The organism is Novipirellula galeiformis (genome assembly GCF_007860095.1).
GTDB lineage: Bacteria > Planctomycetota > Planctomycetia > Pirellulales > Pirellulaceae > Novipirellula > Novipirellula galeiformis.
Genome location: NZ_SJPT01000002.1, coordinates 504805 through 522506, shown reverse-complemented (window position 1 = coordinate 522506; position 17702 = coordinate 504805). Strand labels below are relative to the sequence as shown.

Here is a 17702-nt window from a genome sequence, read left to right as displayed (position 1 = left end):
CGGCGCCGGTCTGAGGTGCACGCTCAACGAGTTTGCTTTTTACCACACTACGATTCCCAAGTCGCTAAACGGGCGGATAGTTGTTGTAGTTTTCCTTTGTTCTTCTCGATCGACATCAGGGCGACGAGTAGTCCTACTCCCGTTGTGATACCGAACACCCACCATGGCCAAACTTGATCGATCGAACGTTGTGCGTGCCACACCATACTGATCACGCCAACGAGCACGAAGAAGCTGCCCAAGTACAGAAATGGCCGAACTCGGAATATCACCCCCGCAGCAATCCCAGTGAGAGCCAACAAGATTAGGATGACCGGTCCCCACAAACTTGATCCTATCTGATGGACCAACATATCCGCGGTGCTGCTGACGTAGATCAAAATCGTGGCGCTGTAGCGAATGGCCGCTAAGAATCGTGCGTCGAGTCGTTCGCGATTCATTTGGGCAACGATCAACACACAGATTGCCGGTGGAATCAACCAGAACTGTGGGTGACTGAAGAAATCCCAACCAGGACGCTGGGCCAAAAGGGACCAAAACGCAGAGTTGGCAAACAACACCATCAACACCTTTGGCGGCAACCCGTTCCACAATCGCGATAACCAGATGTAATAGCCAGCGGCGACGGTTAGCAGGATCGTCAATGATCGAATCCCAGGAATCGCACTCACGAACGATTCTCCTCCGCCGCTCATCAACATCCCAATCGCAGGAATCAGGGGCAGATAGAGACTCGTTTGTCCCAATGTCCCCGCCAATACCGAGTCACCTCGCCTCTTCAAAAACTCGACCAATCCCACACTCAAGAACGCGACAAACAAAACAAGGTACGGCCAATACGCTTGAAGCCCAAACATGGCGAACTCTCGGCGACACAAGAACAAATGCAACCAAGCGACTAAACCAAGTGCCTGGGCCGTAATGATCAATCCACGGCGATAGGAATCGTTCAACTCCAAACGTTGGATGCTTATCCAAGCGGCGACTCCGCTAAGCACCGCAATCGTCATTGCTACCCCCACGATCAACGTCAGCGGAAGGCCAGGAATTCCCGCCGCGTCACGAAGCATGGATTCCTGAATGAGCATTCCAAGCAGCGAACCGCTGGCGAACACGCCACAAACATACGCGGCATAATCGAGGGAACCACGCCAGCGACTTGTCCAAGCTTCGCCAAACACTTTCGGCACCGCCCACATCAAAGCGGGAATCATCGCAACTGACACAATGAACCACCGCATCGTCCCACATAATAGAGGGTGCATTTGGCCGCTTACTGGAACGCTGGCAGCCATATAAATCGCCAGGAAGACAGTGGCAAGTGTCAATCGTTGAAGCGATGTACGATTAAAACGCTCCGCTAATTCGCTCATTCCAAACGCGGCAATCGCGATCGAAGAAACGAGCAACTGGGAAACGCCATAAGATGCATCCCACATCATTGAGGATACAGCAGCAATCCCGGAAACCACCACACTCGCGATCAGCGGCCACAGAATTGAAATGCCATGATCCGATGCGGCAGGACGGATGCCAACCAGCCGATCCGTTGCTGAACGATGCAGTCTCACCATGGCCGTCAATCCCATCGCTGCCAACGCTGACAACATTGACGCTGCGATCACGGACACAACGATTGCTTGCCAAGCGGAAAGTCCGGCGAAATGGGCGACGCTCAGGACGCTACACCCCATCATGCCGATAGCCGCAGTGAGCGAAGCCCCAAGTGTCCATGCGTTCTTACTTCGAACCCAAGTGAGACTGGCAAGAAGTAGCATGAACAACGCACGCACCGCAAACAGCAAAAGTTGCTGAGACGTCGGATCACCGGAGTCCAGTCGTATCGTTTCGTGACCGATTTCAACAGCGACGAGCAGCACCGAGATCACCGCAAAACTAACCGCTGCATACGTGTGAGCTTCGTTTTTGATGCGGTTTCGCAACATCAGTGCCGACTGCCAATACAACATCCAGCCTGTGGTCCAAACGACAATCAATGTTCGCAGCTCATCGATTGATCCACTGGCTCCATTCCAATTCGCAAGCGTCCATCCGCCGCCAAATAGAACCAAGCCACATGCCAAACGCATGCCCGTGTGATGAAGACGCGATTCCCGATTGCGTCCCCAAGCAACCCCAATGACGAGTCCCACGATCGAAAGCGAGACGAGTGCCAATGCCGCGGAGGTTTGCGTTTCAAACACAGGTCCGAGCATAAACGCTGCGATACCACACACGATCGCGATCAGCGAAACAGACAGTGTCGAACGATCAAGGCGGTCTTGGCCGTTCGCAGCGGAGATCAACGCAACTGCTTCGGAAAACACGAAAATTGCCACGGCCGTCAATTCGAACCACACGACAAAGTGACGGTCCCAATAGAGAGTTGCACTGGTCACAACGGCACACGGCACCAAACACAATCCGAGCGATGAGGTCAAATTCGTCCCTTCGCTAGTCGTGAGCCACCGTATTGAAACGACTAACCAAACTGCCACGACGGTCAACATCGTCGCCACGTTTTCCGAACCCCATCCGTTACTGATCGAGACCGCGATCACCGCGAGAGAGCCGACCAAGTACAGGCACGCTGCATTGCTCCACTCCGTGAGGATTCGCTGGCGGTTTTCAGTCGCTATTCTCTTCGCCAGTTCAATGCAACCTGCCAGAACAGCCCCGGAAAACACGAGCGAAAGCAACCAAGTTTTTTCATCGCCGAACACCATCTCCGGAGCAAGCGTGATGGGGTGGAACAAACTACAAGCCAAAACGGCAGTGAGCACTCCGGCAACGATTGGCTTGAGTCCGCTCGTGCAAGCGGCATAGACGCTTCCCGAAACAAGGATCGCCAAAATTGCAATGTGAAGAAAACGGGGAACGATACCGAACCAATCTTCTCCCGCGAACGCAAGCACGGTCGCATTGAACGCGGTCAGTCCAAACCAGGTCGCAGCGACTGCCAACAACGATCGTTCCTCTGCGGTTCCTCGTTTCCACTTTGCTAAGCCGATCGTGATCGCGGCCAACACGAGTCCCGAGATCATGGGTTCGCCACCCAAGATTCGATGCGTCCAGGGAACCGATTCCCAGGGAACTTGTCGCATCCAGCTCGTACTACTGAGCGCGGCCGCAATTCCCACTGGCACGCTGGCGATCGCCAACCAAGGCGGACGACGATAGACACTCCACAATCCAACAAAAGACGACGTCGAAACGATTGCCCACAACCACAACGAAACGAAGCCCGACGCCAGCACTGGTAATGCAACAAAGATCAAGCTGCAACTTAAAATGCAGATCACTTGACCCACAAACTGGTGCGACGGCAACGTCGACTTGAGCTTGGTCCAATGTGTACCGATGGCCCATGCTGCGAGCGCGGGAAGGCAGCCAATAAGAAGCGAATTCCAAAGCGGCGAGCCCTGATCACGCCCGATGTAGGCAAACGCAAGCACGACCGCAGTCAGTGAGAAAACACTCACGCCAAGAAACGACCACTGATGTCGCGAGCCACACGATAGGTAGCGTCGATTTAGGGTGCCAGCTCGGCGAGGCTTTTGGAAACCGATCAGTGCCCCAGCAACCATGAAGCTCGCAGCCGCAATGACATAACCTGCCGTGTCGCCCAATGTTCGTAACAGAGCGGGTATCAAAGGGATGATCAATGTGGGACCAGCAACCGCAACGGCAAATGCGAGTGCACGCGCGCTGCCGTATAAAGCACGCCCTGTACCAAGCAGCAACACACTATTGACGATCACGCCAATCACAATTGCAATCAGGGTGATTGGGTCCGTAAGCGACACTGCCGCGTGAATGTCCCCCGTCGTTGCTAGTCCCGCCATCACGCTGAGTGGGACCAACAGTGTCGCGATCAACAGCACTGCTCGACTGGTGTGCCTCAGTTTCCACTTTGCCAATGTGTAGAAACCAGCTAAGAAGATCGCGGCATTCGCAGTCATGAAAACAATGGACGGAACCACACGATGGACCGTCGTCAAAGTGCTCCACAAGCTCATGACAAGCCCGATCGAGCAAAACACGATCATGACCCCGGCGACCAATTCTCCCCAACGAATGTTGTGAACCGCCAAGAAGGACGCGACCACCTCGGACCAAGCACGGCGATCGGAAAGCGGATAGTGCGGAGCCGCGACCGGCGAGTTCGCTTGACTTGATTCTTCAACTAGTTCCGCCGAGAAAACGGGCTCGCTATCCGGTTCCATGGCCGCAGGCTGCGGGATAGGCATCGCTCCCCTCGGCGGCTCAGGCTGTGCTCCAATTTGTTCCGCTTTATCCCACAGTTGGGCTGCTTCTTCGCGGCTGAGTTGCCCCCCAGAAACCAAACGATCCAATATTGCGTTAAAACCGTCGCGATCGACACGATTCCTTGGAACCGGCGGTGCACCGGCGAGCGACTGGTATAGTTTCGCCAGCAAGACCCAAGAATAGTGGCCCACCAGCGTGATCAAGCCCCAGATGAAAACGAGCGAAATGAAGAAGTCCACGATTAAGCCATCGGTCCTGGGAAATAGTGCAACACGTTCGAAAATACTCGCCGCTCAATCAATAGAGCCCGCCAGTGGAACGAGCGCAGCGCAAGGAATGACAAAATCTAGGCCATGGATGGTTCTCGTGCAAAGAATCCAACTTGCCACTCGACGTGGGTGTAATCCGAGTTCCCTTAAGCAGGCAGGAGTCTTCGGTAGATTAGCCGTTTTGGCGTTAGCCACTGTTCAAGCGGGGGCTTACGCCCCAAGCGGCTAATGGGATTTCACTCAATCATTCCTGCCTCCCTGCTTAACGACCATGAACGCAGCCCCGTAGCCAGAATCGCCATCGGCTATTTCCGGTCAGAATTGTTCGAACGTCGTTGAGCTCGCCCCAAAAGCCGGTCGCGATGTAGTATCAATGCGATTGGCCGATGGAGTCATTGGGGTTTTAACTCCCACCGCATGAACGGGGATCGAGAGATTGACATGAACGCAAAAACGGATCGCACTTGGTCGTTGCCTAGTTTTCCTTGGGCCATGCGCATGACTTGGTCCGAGTTATTGTTCGCTCATTGGCCGGTCGATCCGGAACGCGTTGCTAGACTGCTCCCCGCAGGAATGACGCTGGATACGCATCAAGGGCAAGCCTGGGTTGGTGTCGTTCCATTCTTGATGTCGAATGTCTCTCCAAGGTGCTGTCAGCCATTGCCACGGCTGAGTCGCTTTCTAGAACTGAATGTGCGCACTTATGTCATTGTCGATGGAAAGCCGGGGGTTTGGTTCTTCTCGCTCGATGCGGAAAGCCGGGTCGCGGTTCGTGTTGCGCGGGCGACGTTCAATTTGCCGTACATGGACGCGAAGATGTCGCTCGTCCAAGACGAATCGGGGGCGATTGAATACCGAAGTGAGCGAACGCATCGCGGTGAACCCTCCGCCGCGTTTGCGGCAAGCTACCAAGCAACGGGTGAACCATTTTACGCCGCACCGGGAACGTTGGAGTACTGGTTGACCGCTCGTTACTGCCTATACAGTGCCGATCGAAAAGGTCGCTTGTGTCGAGGCGAAATCGATCATCCGCCCTGGAGGCTTTCGCCAGCGACGTGGACACAGCGGCATAACACAATGACGGAGCCCTGTGGATTTCCTCTCACCGATGAACCCCATCTACTCTTTGCACAACCGGTCACGGTGAGAGCGTGGATGGTGACGCGTTGTGATCGATGACGCGTTGTGATCGATGATGAACGATTAAAAAGTGAACCGCGACGTTAGGGTGTTTCGCTGGTTTGAAACTCACAGCACCGAGGACAGCTAAATCGCCACCGACAACGCGATTCGCTCGTGATCCTATTTCCACACATCGCTTGGCTCGCCAGAGCGTGACAGGCGAGCAAAGTCCTACCGTCTGGCGACAGTAGGACGGATACCGTCCGAAACGCCGCGGCGTGTTACTTTAGCGCCGCCAGGTCGGCGCCGTGATTGATGTGGAACACCTGGCCGTCCAGCACCAAAGCGGGCACGGATTGGACGCCCCGCTGTTCGGCCTCGCCGACGCGTTGCCCCTGTTCCCCCAAGTGCACGATCTCGACGTCAAAGCGAGCGGGATCGAGCGACTGGGCGACGGATTTTTCGGCACTGATGCAAACGGGGCAACCCGCATGGTAAAACTGCGCCTTGGATTTCATCTGACTTCCTTTATGTTAATCTTGGATCGTAACGAACAAGTCTCTGCGGTTGCGAGACGGTTGAATTCTAGACGCGGTCCTGTGGCTGAAAACCAAGCACTTTTGGGTTACCTACTTACTTATTGGTAACAATTGAGGAACGAGGAATCAATTTTGTCGAACGAACTGCACTCGCCAGACGTGGCGTATATTTTGCAAAACGTGTTGGGCTGCAAATGGACCCTGCACCTGTTGGCCGAGGTCCGGCGGGGTGTGAATCGACCCGGTCAATTGGTCCGCTCGGCCGACGGACTGACCACCAAGGTTTTGAATGAGCGATTGGTAAAACTGGTCCGCTTTGGGCTCTTGGAAAAGACCAGTTTTCCCGAAGTTCCCCCGCGGGTTGAATACGAACTGACGGCCTTTGGAAGGCGTTTCACCAGCCTGCTCGATGAAATCGATCGGTTGCAGGCCGAACTGTAGCTGAAGTAATCTCCGGTGTTGTTGGTGCCGCTGTTGACGATCTGCGATACCGCGACCGCCTACACGATCGGCTTCGCGCTTCGCAGTTTCGATCGCAAACCGATGTTGGTGTTCCGCTGGCGCTAGCAAGCTTCGGACAAAGAACAGTAGGCCGTCAGTGCCGTTCCGGTGAGGACGATAGCGTTCAATGCCCTTGCCTGGGTACAATACAGGTTTTGCCGCTGCGCTCTGTGCGTCTTGGTCGCAGTCCCCCTAAAGTTCAGTGAAACGGAACGTCCCATGAATGACGATTCATTGGAAACCGCTGAGAGCGTTGCTCGCCGCTTGAAATTGGTCGTGTTTGTCATCGTGGTCGTGCCGATCATCGTGCTGGCCGTATTTATGGAGTTGCGGTTCGAAGCGTTGGAAGATGGTTTGCAGTTCCGCGAGCCTGACGTCCGCGACGAGGTCGGTATGGAAGTGGACTCGCTGCCTTGGCCACCGTTGCAGGGCCAGACGCTGTACGTGCCCGCGTATTCGCAAATCGATGACCAGAGCGGTAAGCCACGATTGCTGACAGTCACGTTGAGCGTTCGAAACTCGGATCGGCAACACGAGATCGTAGTGACATCAGTGCGTTACTATGACTCCGGCGGCAAGCCGTTGCAGTCGTTACTTAAAAAGCCATTGCGGCTAGGGCCACTGGCCTCGACCGAATTTGTGATGAAGCATAACGACAAGTCCGGCCGTGGCGGATCCAGCTTCATCGTCCAGTGGATGGCCGGAGTGCCGGTCACCGAGCCGGTGGTCGAGACCGTGATGATCGAATCCAACCAAACGCAAGGCATCGCCTTTGTACGCTCGGCAACGGTGTTAGAAACCACCGATGCGAAAGAAACACCCGCCCGTGAATGACTCACCAAAATGAGGCTCTCGCCGATCGGGCCGGACGTGTGCCGATGAATTCAATTAACGCTAGCCGGCGGGCTGTTTTTTGTTCTCACTAGAGATCCCAACCGGCGATTGCCTACACTCGCGAGGGAGCCCATCCTTCGGCGTGTTGTCGGCTTAGGAACCACAGACCTGTTAGGAACGAGAGCTTCGATACCGGGTTAGCCGATCTGAACTAATCAGGGATTGAAGGGAAACAGATATGGCACGATTGACAGTGTGGCAATAAGAATCAGGAATTGAAGCGGCACGCCCACCTTTAAAAAATCACCAAAACGATAGCCTCCCGCTCCGGTAACCAAAGCGTTGATCGGTGATGCAACGGGCGTGGAAAATGCTGTTGACGCAGCCAAAGCAACGCCCATCAGCAATGGGTAGGGAGAAACGGCAAGCTGGTCGGAAAGTTCGAGTGCAAGGGGAGCAATCAAGACGCTGGTCGCGGTATTGGAGATCGCTTGGCTCAGTAGCGACGTGACCGCGAACAGCAGCAGCAAGAGCGTTCTCGGACTCGTAAGTCCGGGACGTTCCACGATCGCCCCCACCACCAAGTCGAGTGCGCCGGTCTTTTCCAACGCAGTTGCGAGCGGCATGACAGATGCGATCATCACGATGCTTTCCCAATTGATGCTCTGGTAAGCGTTGGAGCCACGAAACGCTCCCACAATCACCATCAACGCCGCGGCGACAAGAACGGCCGTCACGTTTGCAACGATGCCAGTACTCATTGCAACCAGCATTCCAATGAGGATGACGACGACCCAGCGGGCGGCGGGAGTAAGTGGAGACTCTCTCTGTTCCTCTTGTTCGCTGACCAGTAAAACATTGTTTCGCGATTTTCTTAGCCTCTTCAACGCACTTGCGTTGGCGGCGACTAGCAGCGTGTCGCCAGGCCCCAGAGGAGTGTCCGACGTCCGAGTGCGGACCGGCTTGTTTCTATCTTGTAGCGCGAGCACCATCGCCCCATACATGCGAAAGAAATCGATATCTCGCACCGTCCGGCCAACAAATTCCGACCGCGGAGGAATGATGAGCTCAGCCAAATGCACTTCTTTGGGCAGTGACGCCGGGGAAGCAACCAACTCCATCTGGCCTTGGCGGATTAAGTTTGTAGTGGCTTCTTCATTCGATGACTTGATAAACAAAGTGTCACCGGGTTGCAGAAGAGTATCCGGGTTGCATTTCCGCACCACCGGACCCCGCGCACCAGGCGTGGAAACCGCAAGCACGTTGACGTGAAAGGTTGTGCGTAGCTCGAGGTCGCGTAGCGTGCGTCCTGCGAAGGTCGATCCATGCGGGAGTCTGATTTCGCGGATCTGACCGCCGACGCCGTAGCTGTGAATGAGCTCCGGACGTGAAACGAATCCTTGAAATTGCGTCGCATCCTCAGCCCCAGTACCTTGTTTCGGGAGCAGACGTGTGCCAATGGTACACATGAAAACGATGCCAAGGGTCAGCATCAGAATTCCGGCAGGAGCAAAGGAAAAGAATTGGAAGACTTCGAGCCCCGCATCGCGTAGTTCCTGATTCACCACCATGTTTGGTGGCGTACCAATTAACGTCAGCATGCCGCCAAGTGAAGCGGCAAATGCGAGAGGGATCAGCAGCTTTGAAGGCGCGACCTCAGCGCGGCGACAGAGGCTTAAGACGACCGGTAACATCACCGCTACAGTCCCGGTCGAACTAAGAAATGCGGATAACAACGCGCTGGCGAGCATCACGGTCACGGTTAGCCGGGTCGTGGACGTACCACCAACTCGGCCTAACCATCTGCCCGCGAGGTCGGCGACGCCGGATTCCAGTATCGCACCGCCAACGACAAAGAGTCCCGCGATCATCAGGACCAGCGAGTTTGAGAAACCCGCCGTTGCTTCGGTGGGGGTGAGAATCCCCGTGAGCAGAAGCGACAACAAAGAGACGAAAGCAACCACGTCGAGCCGGAAACGGTCAAGCACGAATGCAATGATCGTCGCCAGCAAAACGCAAGTCACTATCCAGATATCATGAGTCATCCGCAAAGCTTAGCAACACGGATCAGGTGATGTAAGCGTCGCGATAGGTTGTGCCGATCGCCTACATCAAATGCACGGGCATGCGGTGGACGTTCGATGTCTTTAGACTTGTCATCTCGTGATGTTACGATACAATGAACTTAGGAGGTCGAAAATGGCTGTAAAAACAAGTAAGAAGAAACCTGTGGGGAGTCCGGCAGCGTTCGCGCAAGCAGCCGAGTGCCTGAAGACGCTTGCGCACCCTGTTCGTTTACGAATGGTCCAGCTTTTGCTTCATGGTCGGTACACGGTCGGCGAGTTGGCGGAAGACTGCCAGATCGTCGAGAACTTGGCATCCGAACACCTGCGGTTGCTACAGCGTTGTGGATTCCTGTCACGGGAACAGGAGGGCCGACGCGTCTACTACCAAGTCGCAGAACCTCATTTGGAAAAACTGATGGCGTGCGTTGAAAGCCGATTCCTCCGTTAGTCACGTGCGTTTTCTCATTGCGTCGAGCGTGCGAATCGCAAGCAGAAAACGAATACGACTTTTTTTTAACTAAACACCTCGTCGCCCCGCGACATTACGATAGCCCGAAGCAAAAGGAAATCATTATGGAAACCATTACCGTCCATCAGCTCAAGCAGCTTCAAGAGCAAGGTAGTCACGTCGATTTGATTGACGTGCGGATGCCCACGGAGTTCCGTGAAGTTCACGCGGAGCGAGCCCAAAACTTTCCACTCGACTCACTTGACCCCGAGGCGATCACCGCTGCTCGAAACGGGCAATCCAACGAGCCGCTCTATGTCATTTGCAAAAGCGGCAACCGTTCGGGCAAGGCCGTTGAGAAGTTCCTCGGCGCGGGAATCACCAATGTGGTCAACGTCGACGGTGGAACAACCGCCTGGATCGAAGCCGGCTTGCCGGTGGTGCGTGGCAAGAAGGCGGTTTCGCTGGAACGCCAAGTTCGAATCTTGGCCGGATTGCTGGTGTTGGTCGGAGCGGTGCTGGGATACTTCGTTCATCCAGCATTCAACGGTCTGTCGGGATTCATTGGAGCCGGTCTGATGTTTGCAGGGATCACTGACACATGTGGCATGGGCATGATGCTATCGAAGATGCCCTGGAATCGCTGCGGAGATACAGGATCATGTCCTTTCTAACCATTCTGTTCGGCACCCTCGTCGGCTTTGCACTTGGCATGACCGGTGGCGGAGGCGGCGTGTTTGCGGTGCCATTGCTGGTCTACGGGTTAGACGTCCCACCGCGAGAAGCGGTGGGCATTTCGCTGGCGTCGGTCGGCGGAACGGCGTTGTTTGGGGCGGTGCCGAAATTGATACGTGGTGAGATCGAGGTGCGGACCGGTGTGCTATTCGCGGTCGCGGGGATGATCGGCGCGCCGTTGGGCACGTACCTCTCCACTCTTGTGCCGGACAGCGTGCTGCTGGTGATGTTTGCCGCGTTGATGTTGATCGTCGCGCAGCGGATGTGGGCAAAGTCCACAAACCCAAGTATCCCAAGTGGCGTATGCAACACCGAATCAAATGTCGATCGGGACCGCAGCGCATGCCAACGCGATGAAGATGGCAAACTTCGCCTGACTTCCAATTGTGTTCGGCTATTGGTCGCGGTTGGTCTAGTGACCGGTGTGTTGTCCGGCATGTTTGGCGTTGGTGGCGGGTTCGTGATTGTGCCCGCCTTAGTACTTTTCAGTGGGATGGCGATCCATCGAGCGGTCGGCACGTCGTTGTTCGTGATCGTGTGGATCAGTATCAGCGGAGTGACGTCCCACTTGATTGGCGGAAATGAACTGTCGATCGAGACGGCGTTCCTCTTCCTTGTCGGAGGCTCTGTGGGCATGTGGCTTGGCAATTTGGTCGCGAAGCGATTGAACGGTTCGACGCTCCAAAAAGCCTTTTCGGTCGCGGTCGTGTTGGTGGCGGCGTTCGTAATTTTCAAATCAGTTGCTTTGTAACTCAAAGGCTCAGATCATGTTACTCAAATACTTCTACGATCAAAAACTAGCTCACGCATCCTACATGGTCGGTTGTCAGCGCACCGGCGTCGCAGTGATTGTCGATCCGGGACGTGACGTTCAGCAGTACTTGGAGATGGCGGATCGTGAAGGCGTGAAAATCACCGCTGTCGCGGAAACCCACATTCACGCGGACTACGTTTCGGGGGCACGTGAATTGGCGGATCGCGTTGGCGCGAAGCTGTACGTGTCCGATGAAGGCCCAGCCGAATGGAAATATCACTACGTGGACCAATATGATCATCAATGGTTGCATGACGGTGACTCGTTCATGATCGGTAACATCAAGTTTGATGTGCTACATACGCCGGGCCATACACCCGAAAGTATTTCCTTTGTGCTTACCGACCAAGGCGGTGGAGCCAACCAGCCGATGGGCATCTTTACGGGCGACTTTGTCTTTGTTGGTTCGATCGGCCGGCCAGACCTTTTGGAGCAGGCTGCGGGAATCGCTAATACGGCGGAACCCGGCGCGCGTGATCTCTTCCAATCCTCGAAGCGATTCAAGGAAATGCCTGACTACTTGCAGGTGTGGCCGGCTCACGGTGCGGGTAGCGCATGCGGCAAGGGACTTGGCGCGATTCCATCATCCACCGTTGGCTACGAAAAACGGTTCAACCCGGCGCTGCAGTACACCGAGAAAGAGGAGTTTGTCAAATACATTTTAGCGGACCAGCCCGAGGCCCCGAAGTACTTCGCGGTGATGAAACGCGTCAACAAGGAAGGCCCGCGGATTCTTGGCGAAGGCCATCATCACACGATGCTGGATGTCTCCAGGCTGGACGAAGCGGTGAAGGATGGCACGGTCGTCGATCTGACGCCTTCATCTGAATATGCCAAGGGGCATGTCCCCGGCACGATCAACATTCCATTGGGCATGCTGGCGGCATGGGCTGGTTGGCTAGTCGACTACGACCGTCCCGTCTATTTGATTTGCGATGCTCCGCAAATGGAAGAAGCCGCGACGGTATTGCACAAAATCGGTATCGAAGAAATCGTGGGCACGTTTGACCGCACGGTCGTATCCTCAACGGGCAAGGCGAGCGAGTCGTATGCCACCGGAACCCCAGCCGAGCTGGCCGATTCAATCCAGTCGGGCGACGTGAACTTAGTTGATGTTCGTTCGGATGAGGAATGGATAGCAGGCCATATCAAAAATGGTAGCCACCACTTTTTAGGCCGGCTAAGGGACACGCTTGATACCTTGCCACGAGACAAAGTCACAGTGGTGCAGTGTCGTAGCGGTGGGCGTTCATCGATCGCAGCGAGCGTACTACAGGCTAACGGTCTAAAGAACGTCGTGAACCTTACCGGCGGGTATACCGCGTGGAAAGCCGAAGGGCTACCAAGCATCAAGGGGCAACACGCGATGAGCGCCACGTGAGTTGGCTAGAACGTCAAATCGATCTTAGGCAGCGAATGGACGAGCCGGCATTTACTTTCCAATCCCGGCCGATATCCCCCGCTGATTAGCTTGGCCCTTCACCTTCGTTTGATTGACGGTTCCTACTGAGGTCGAGCGTCTCGCCCCGGTCCCATGTTTCTCTTTATAAAAGCGGTGTGATGAATCGATTACTGTTATCAATGTTCGTTTTGCTGGTAGCGACTTCACTGCCTAACTCAATTCTCGCTCAACAAGGCCAGCGAGGAGGGCACGGCCCAGGATTCGACGGTGGACGTGGTCCCGGCGGTGGTCAAGGCATGGGCCGCGGCATGGGACGTGGACCTAACGCGATGGCCGGAATGCAGGAAGACATGACAACGCTGCATTCGATGTTTGCAAATCGTGCCAAGATCAAACGAACGGTGACCAACCTGCCCGATGGCGCGGAAACACTGACGGAGTCCGACGACGAACGAATCGCCAGTATGATTCGAGCCCATGTCCCGGCGATGGAAGACCGTGTTCTCGCAAACACCCCGTTACCCCCGATGACGTTCCATCCGATTTTTGTCGCACTCATCAAACACGCCGACGACTATTCTTTGACCTACGAAGAAACGGCGAAAGGGATGAAGGTCAGATACACGTCCGAAGATCCCTACGTTGTGATGTTGGTTCAAGAGCACGCGAAGCTTGTTAGCCGGTTTATCAAGAACGGGATGCAGGAGATTCACAGGCCGTACACGCTCCCTAAGCTGACTCCGCCGTCTGGCGACCTTAAAGGGGATCGCGGCGGGCAAGCTTTGATGTCGCGCAAACGGAAAATGGTTGCCGAGCAAGCAAAGGATGCACTCTTTGCGAAACTGTCGGCAAGATTGGCGGAGGTCATGCAGTCCAGCGGCGCTGCAGCGGCGATTGATGTGTGCAGTAACGAAGCTCTGAAAATTGCCGGGACGATCGGCGAAGAACACGGCGTTAGCATCGGCCGGACCTCGTTCAAACTTCGCAATCCCGCCAACCGTCCTCGCGACTGGGTAAAGCCATTTGTGGATAAACGATCCGACACGCCGCAATTCCTACCGCTCGACAATGGAAACTTGGGGGCACTCTTCCCCATTCATCTGAAGGTCAAGTGTTTGATGTGTCATGGCCATCCAGACGACATTCTGGACGAGGTGAAATCGGAACTTACTAAACGCTATCCCAACGACGAGGCAACAGGTTTCAAGCTTGATGAGCTTCGAGGTTGGTTCTGGGTGGAAGTACCAGCGACCGACGCGGTATTATGACTCTACCGCAGCTTGTTCCGGTGTCTGATGTCGCCGCCGAAGGGATGCAACGCATTTTACAAAGGTTGAGGCAACACCGATGAGCAAACGTTGGGTAAAGGCGAGACGTTTTGGATGGCGTTTGTTTCAACTTGTGCTGCTCGCGGCGGTCATCGGTGGAGCGGTGTATTGGATGAAGTTTTCGCCGATCCCCGTGGCTGAACATCCGGTCGAGCGTGGAAGAATCGTGTCGGAAGTCATGGGCACGGGAACACTTGAAGCTCGCGTCGAAGCGACGATCAGCCCGAAGATTTCGGGTCGCATCAAACGCGTGTTGTCCGATCAAGGGGAACGGGTTGTCGAAGACGATTTACTCGTCGAACTTGACGACGAAGAGCTACAACAGCAAGTAGCGATTGCAGACGCGAACGTCGCCGCATCGCGAGCCGCCATTGCGAGATTGATGGCTGACAAAGACCGAGCGACGGCTGCCTACACTCAGGCGAAGAGCAGCCACGATCGCAACGAGAAACTAGCGGTGCAGAGCGCGGTCAGCCAAGACGAACTCGATCGATCCTCGGAGGCACTCGCCGTTGCACTCACGGGGATATCACGAGCGGAAGCCGCCATCATGGAAGGACAAAAAGAACTCGTCGCAGCCGAGAAGACACTTGATTATCACCGAGCGAGATTAGAAGATTGCCATATCCATGCGCCGTTTGACGGAATGATCGTCAGCCGCAATCGCGAGCTAGGCGACGTCGTTGTACCGGGAACGTCGATCATGCGACTCATTTCGTTAGACCAGATTTGGGTCAGCGCCTGGGTCGACGAAACCGAAATGGCCAAGCTTGACGCGGAGCAACCCGCGCGGATTGTTTTTCGCTCGGACCCGTCACAAGCTTACACCGGCAAGGTCGTTCGCCTTGGCATAGAGACGGATCGTGAAACACGCGAGTTCATCGTTGATATCGATGCTCTCGAGCTGCCGAAGAACTGGGCCGTCGGTCAGCGCGCAGATGCCTATATCGAAGTTGCACGGAAAGACGATGTTGTTCGATTGTTAGGCGACTTGATCGTCAATCGTGATGGTCATACCGGTGTGTTTATCGTCGTGAATCATCGAGCGGTATGGCGTCCTGTTATGATCGGCCTTCGCAATCGTAATGCCGTTGAAGTCGTCGACGGCTTGCAGCCCGGCGACGTTGTCATAACCCCGACGAATCGAAGCGACGTTTTGAATCATGGACGCAAGGTTGTCAGTCAATGAATTTGGCAGCCAAAGACATCCGCCACAATCTTGGGCGATTCGCATTGACAACGGTCGGTGTGGGAATGTTACTCATGATCGTCATGGGAATGGGTGGAATCTATCGAGGGATTATCGCCGACGCGACGCTGTTGATTGATACGGTCGGTGCAGACCTATGGATTGTCCAACGAGATACCAGAGGACCGTTTGCCGAGATCTCGCGAGTGCCTTCGAGTCTCGTTGATCGCGCCTACACCGTCCCTGGCGTTTGCCTCTCGCGAGAATTCGTGTATCACACCATTCAACGGGAGCGTGACGGAGAGGCATTGCGAATTGCGGTCCTGGGGTTGAGTTGGCCGACCGACAAGGGTGATTGGATTCAACTCACCGACGGAAGGTCATTGAAACAAAATCACTTTGAAATGATCGCTGACAAATCGCTAGGCTTGGCGGTTGGAGAAGAAATCAGACTTGGCAAAGAGTCCTATGTCGTTGTGGGCACGACAAGCAACATGATCAGCGCTGGCGCCGACGGAATCGGTTTCTTCACGGTCGCGGACGCCCAAGCGATCCAGTCGGACGTCCCCGGTGAGGCCGTGCGTCTTGAACGAGCGTCTCGATATGCTCGTGGGGAACGCAGTGATCTCGGCACAAGGCAACCGGCATTGCTTGACAACTCCTCCAAACCCGCGGGTGAGTTACCGCCGATCCCACGTGCCCAGATCAGCGCCGTAATGGTCACGGTTTCCCCCAGCGCGGATAGAGAGCAAGTCGCCAATGCAATCGCGGGCTGGGGCGATGTCTCTGTCTACACAAACGCTCAGGAACGAGAATTCCTGTTGAAAGGAAACGTCGAGAAAGTACGGCGTCAAATTGGTCTGTTTCGCGTGCTGCTAACCATCATTGCCGCCATCATCATGGCGTTGATTCTATACACACTTACGTTGGACAAAATTCACTCGATCGCATTGTTGAAGCTAATCGGGGCCCCGAATACGGTCATCTTGAGTTTGATCGTACAGCAAGCGCTGGTCCTAGGTGTTGTTGGATATGGAGTCGCCTATCTCGTTGGGCAACGAATTTTCCCGATGTTTCCCCGCCGCGTCATCCTGACGAATTCCGACCTCATTCAGCTCGGGTTTATCGTGCTTGGAATCTCGGTCGCATCGAGTTTGCTGGGGATTTGGAAAGCGTTGCACGTGTCCCCCAACGAGGCGTTGTCATGAACCGCGATGTCGATAGGGAACTTGCGATAGAGACTCGCGACCTGACCAAGATCTACGGCAGCGGGAACACGGAGGTTGTAGCGATGCGCAATGCCTCGATGAAAGTGTCAGTGGGTGAAGTCGTCGCATTGCTTGGACCAAGCGGTAGCGGTAAGTCGACATTCCTAACCGCCGTCGGATTGATCAACCCTCCCACGTCTGGCCAGGTTTATATTCGCGGTCAGTTGGTACTCGATGGCAGCACCGCACATACAAATTTGCGTGCTTTCCGCCGCCGACACATTGGCTTCGTCTTTCAAAAATCAAACCTGATTCCGTTCCTCACCGCGATTGAAAACGTGCAAATCGCCATCGAGTTGAATGGCGAGTCATCGCGTGCGGCACGGCGGAAGGCCATGGAACTACTCGATGACCTGGGGGTCGGTGATCGGGCAGAAAATCGGCCTTCGATGCTTTCCGGCGGACAACAGCAACGAGTTGCCGTCGCCAGGGCACTGGCAAACAATCCGAGTGTGATTCTGGCCGACGAACCGACTGCGGCTTTGGACAGCGAACGTGGCAGACAGGTGATGGAATTGTTCTGTCAAGTCGCTCACGAGCACGGCGCCGGCGTGATCGTCGTCACCCACGACCACCGGGCGTTAGACGTATTCGACACGACCTACGAAATGGAAGATGGTCGGATGAGTCCGCCAACCCACACGGTGTGACGACCGTACTCGCGCGATTAATGTTGACACCTCATACGAACATCTCGCGCGGGCTGCCTGGACCGTAACGAGAGTTTCCCCCGTTGGTGTGCGTCTTGTGGGGAGAGATTGTGGGGTGTCCTAGCGTCGGCAACCGAAACGCGAGGATGGTTGTCCGACTTCTTCCCGCCGGTTACCGATTCGCGTGCTGTCGGGCACTTCGGCATATTGCCTGCTCGGCGTCGGGGCATGGTCACAAGGCTGTGATACTGAGGGCGAGGACTACGGA

The 17702-nt window shown here is 55.2% G+C and carries 14 protein-coding genes; 11 read left to right on the top strand and 3 right to left on the bottom strand.

What is annotated here, in order from left to right:
- Positions 1-47: 47 nt before the first annotated feature.
- Entirely contained in the window at positions 48-4508 is a 4461-nt protein-coding gene (locus Pla52o_RS06970) for a hypothetical protein (protein WP_146593873.1), read from the bottom strand.
- A gap of 471 nt (positions 4509-4979) precedes the next feature.
- Between Pla52o_RS06970 and Pla52o_RS06965 the strand changes: the two genes are divergently transcribed.
- The gene (locus tag Pla52o_RS06965) at positions 4980-5717 is read left to right on the top strand and encodes a YqjF family protein (protein WP_146593872.1); all 738 of its coding nucleotides are present in this window, start codon (positions 4980-4982) and stop codon (positions 5715-5717) included.
- A 224-nt stretch (positions 5718-5941) separates the two neighbouring features.
- Here Pla52o_RS06965 and Pla52o_RS06960 read toward each other — a convergent pair whose 3' ends face one another.
- On the bottom strand, positions 5942-6178 hold the full coding sequence (locus tag Pla52o_RS06960; RefSeq protein WP_146593871.1) for a thioredoxin family protein: 237 nt from the start codon (positions 6176-6178) through the stop codon (positions 5942-5944).
- Between the two features lie 153 nt (positions 6179-6331).
- Between Pla52o_RS06960 and Pla52o_RS06955 the strand changes: the two genes are divergently transcribed.
- The gene (locus Pla52o_RS06955; protein ID WP_231612148.1) at positions 6332-6640 is read left to right on the top strand and encodes a winged helix-turn-helix transcriptional regulator; all 309 of its coding nucleotides are present in this window, start codon (positions 6332-6334) and stop codon (positions 6638-6640) included.
- A gap of 279 nt (positions 6641-6919) precedes the next feature.
- Entirely contained in the window at positions 6920-7534 is a 615-nt protein-coding gene (locus tag Pla52o_RS06950) for a DUF3124 domain-containing protein (RefSeq protein WP_146593870.1), read from the top strand.
- A gap of 215 nt (positions 7535-7749) precedes the next feature.
- Here Pla52o_RS06950 and Pla52o_RS06945 read toward each other — a convergent pair whose 3' ends face one another.
- On the bottom strand, positions 7750-9558 hold the full coding sequence (locus Pla52o_RS06945) for an SLC13 family permease (protein ID WP_231612147.1): 1809 nt from the start codon (positions 9556-9558) through the stop codon (positions 7750-7752).
- Positions 9559-9733: 175 nt separating this feature from the next.
- On the opposite strand from Pla52o_RS06945, the gene Pla52o_RS06940 reads away from it, so the two are divergent.
- The 8 genes from Pla52o_RS06940 to Pla52o_RS06905 all read left to right on the top strand — a co-directional run bounded on the left by Pla52o_RS06940 (position 9734) and on the right by Pla52o_RS06905 (position 17434).
- The gene (locus Pla52o_RS06940; RefSeq protein ID WP_146593868.1) at positions 9734-10048 is read left to right on the top strand and encodes an ArsR/SmtB family transcription factor; all 315 of its coding nucleotides are present in this window, start codon (positions 9734-9736) and stop codon (positions 10046-10048) included.
- A gap of 125 nt (positions 10049-10173) precedes the next feature.
- A complete protein-coding gene (locus Pla52o_RS06935) occupies positions 10174-10722 on the top strand; it encodes a rhodanese-like domain-containing protein (protein ID WP_146593867.1) in 549 nt (182 codons plus the stop codon).
- A complete protein-coding gene (locus Pla52o_RS06930; protein WP_146593866.1) occupies positions 10710-11534 on the top strand; it encodes a sulfite exporter TauE/SafE family protein in 825 nt (274 codons plus the stop codon). The genes Pla52o_RS06935 and Pla52o_RS06930 overlap by 13 nt, the downstream gene beginning before the upstream one ends.
- Before the next feature lie 16 nt (positions 11535-11550).
- Positions 11551-12978: an MBL fold metallo-hydrolase gene (locus Pla52o_RS06925; protein ID WP_146593865.1), complete on the top strand. Its 1428-nt coding sequence runs from the start codon at positions 11551-11553 to the stop codon at positions 12976-12978.
- Positions 12979-13157: 179 nt separating this feature from the next.
- A complete protein-coding gene (locus Pla52o_RS06920; protein ID WP_146593864.1) occupies positions 13158-14267 on the top strand; it encodes a c-type heme family protein in 1110 nt (369 codons plus the stop codon).
- 79 nt (positions 14268-14346) lie between these two features.
- Positions 14347-15516 (top strand): efflux RND transporter periplasmic adaptor subunit, encoded by a 1170-nt coding sequence (locus Pla52o_RS06915; RefSeq protein ID WP_146593863.1) that lies wholly within the window; start codon positions 14347-14349, stop codon positions 15514-15516.
- On the top strand, positions 15513-16724 hold the full coding sequence (locus Pla52o_RS06910) for an ABC transporter permease (protein ID WP_146593862.1): 1212 nt from the start codon (positions 15513-15515) through the stop codon (positions 16722-16724). Before Pla52o_RS06915 ends, Pla52o_RS06910 begins: the two co-directional genes overlap by 4 nt.
- Positions 16721-17434, top strand: coding sequence for an ABC transporter ATP-binding protein (locus Pla52o_RS06905; protein WP_146593861.1), 714 nt, complete (start codon positions 16721-16723; stop codon positions 17432-17434). The genes Pla52o_RS06910 and Pla52o_RS06905 overlap by 4 nt, the downstream gene beginning before the upstream one ends.
- Positions 17435-17702: the final 268 nt, after the last annotated feature.

Coding starts and splice junctions, on each gene's coding strand:
- Pla52o_RS06915 (WP_146593863.1), top strand. CDS start 14,347: ATGAGCAAACGTTGGGTAAAGGCGAGACGTTTTGGATGGCGTTTGTTT.
- Pla52o_RS06935 (WP_146593867.1), top strand. CDS start 10,174: ATGGAAACCATTACCGTCCATCAGCTCAAGCAGCTTCAAGAGCAAGGT.
- Pla52o_RS06940 (WP_146593868.1), top strand. CDS start 9,734: ATGGCTGTAAAAACAAGTAAGAAGAAACCTGTGGGGAGTCCGGCAGCG.
- Pla52o_RS06905 (WP_146593861.1), top strand. CDS start 16,721: ATGAACCGCGATGTCGATAGGGAACTTGCGATAGAGACTCGCGACCTG.
- Pla52o_RS06930 (WP_146593866.1), top strand. CDS start 10,710: ATGTCCTTTCTAACCATTCTGTTCGGCACCCTCGTCGGCTTTGCACTT.
- Pla52o_RS06920 (WP_146593864.1), top strand. CDS start 13,158: ATGAATCGATTACTGTTATCAATGTTCGTTTTGCTGGTAGCGACTTCA.
- Pla52o_RS06960 (WP_146593871.1), bottom strand. CDS start 6,178: ATGAAATCCAAGGCGCAGTTTTACCATGCGGGTTGCCCCGTTTGCATC.
- Pla52o_RS06950 (WP_146593870.1), top strand. CDS start 6,920: ATGAATGACGATTCATTGGAAACCGCTGAGAGCGTTGCTCGCCGCTTG.
- Pla52o_RS06965 (WP_146593872.1), top strand. CDS start 4,980: ATGAACGCAAAAACGGATCGCACTTGGTCGTTGCCTAGTTTTCCTTGG.
- Pla52o_RS06910 (WP_146593862.1), top strand. CDS start 15,513: ATGAATTTGGCAGCCAAAGACATCCGCCACAATCTTGGGCGATTCGCA.
- Pla52o_RS06925 (WP_146593865.1), top strand. CDS start 11,551: ATGTTACTCAAATACTTCTACGATCAAAAACTAGCTCACGCATCCTAC.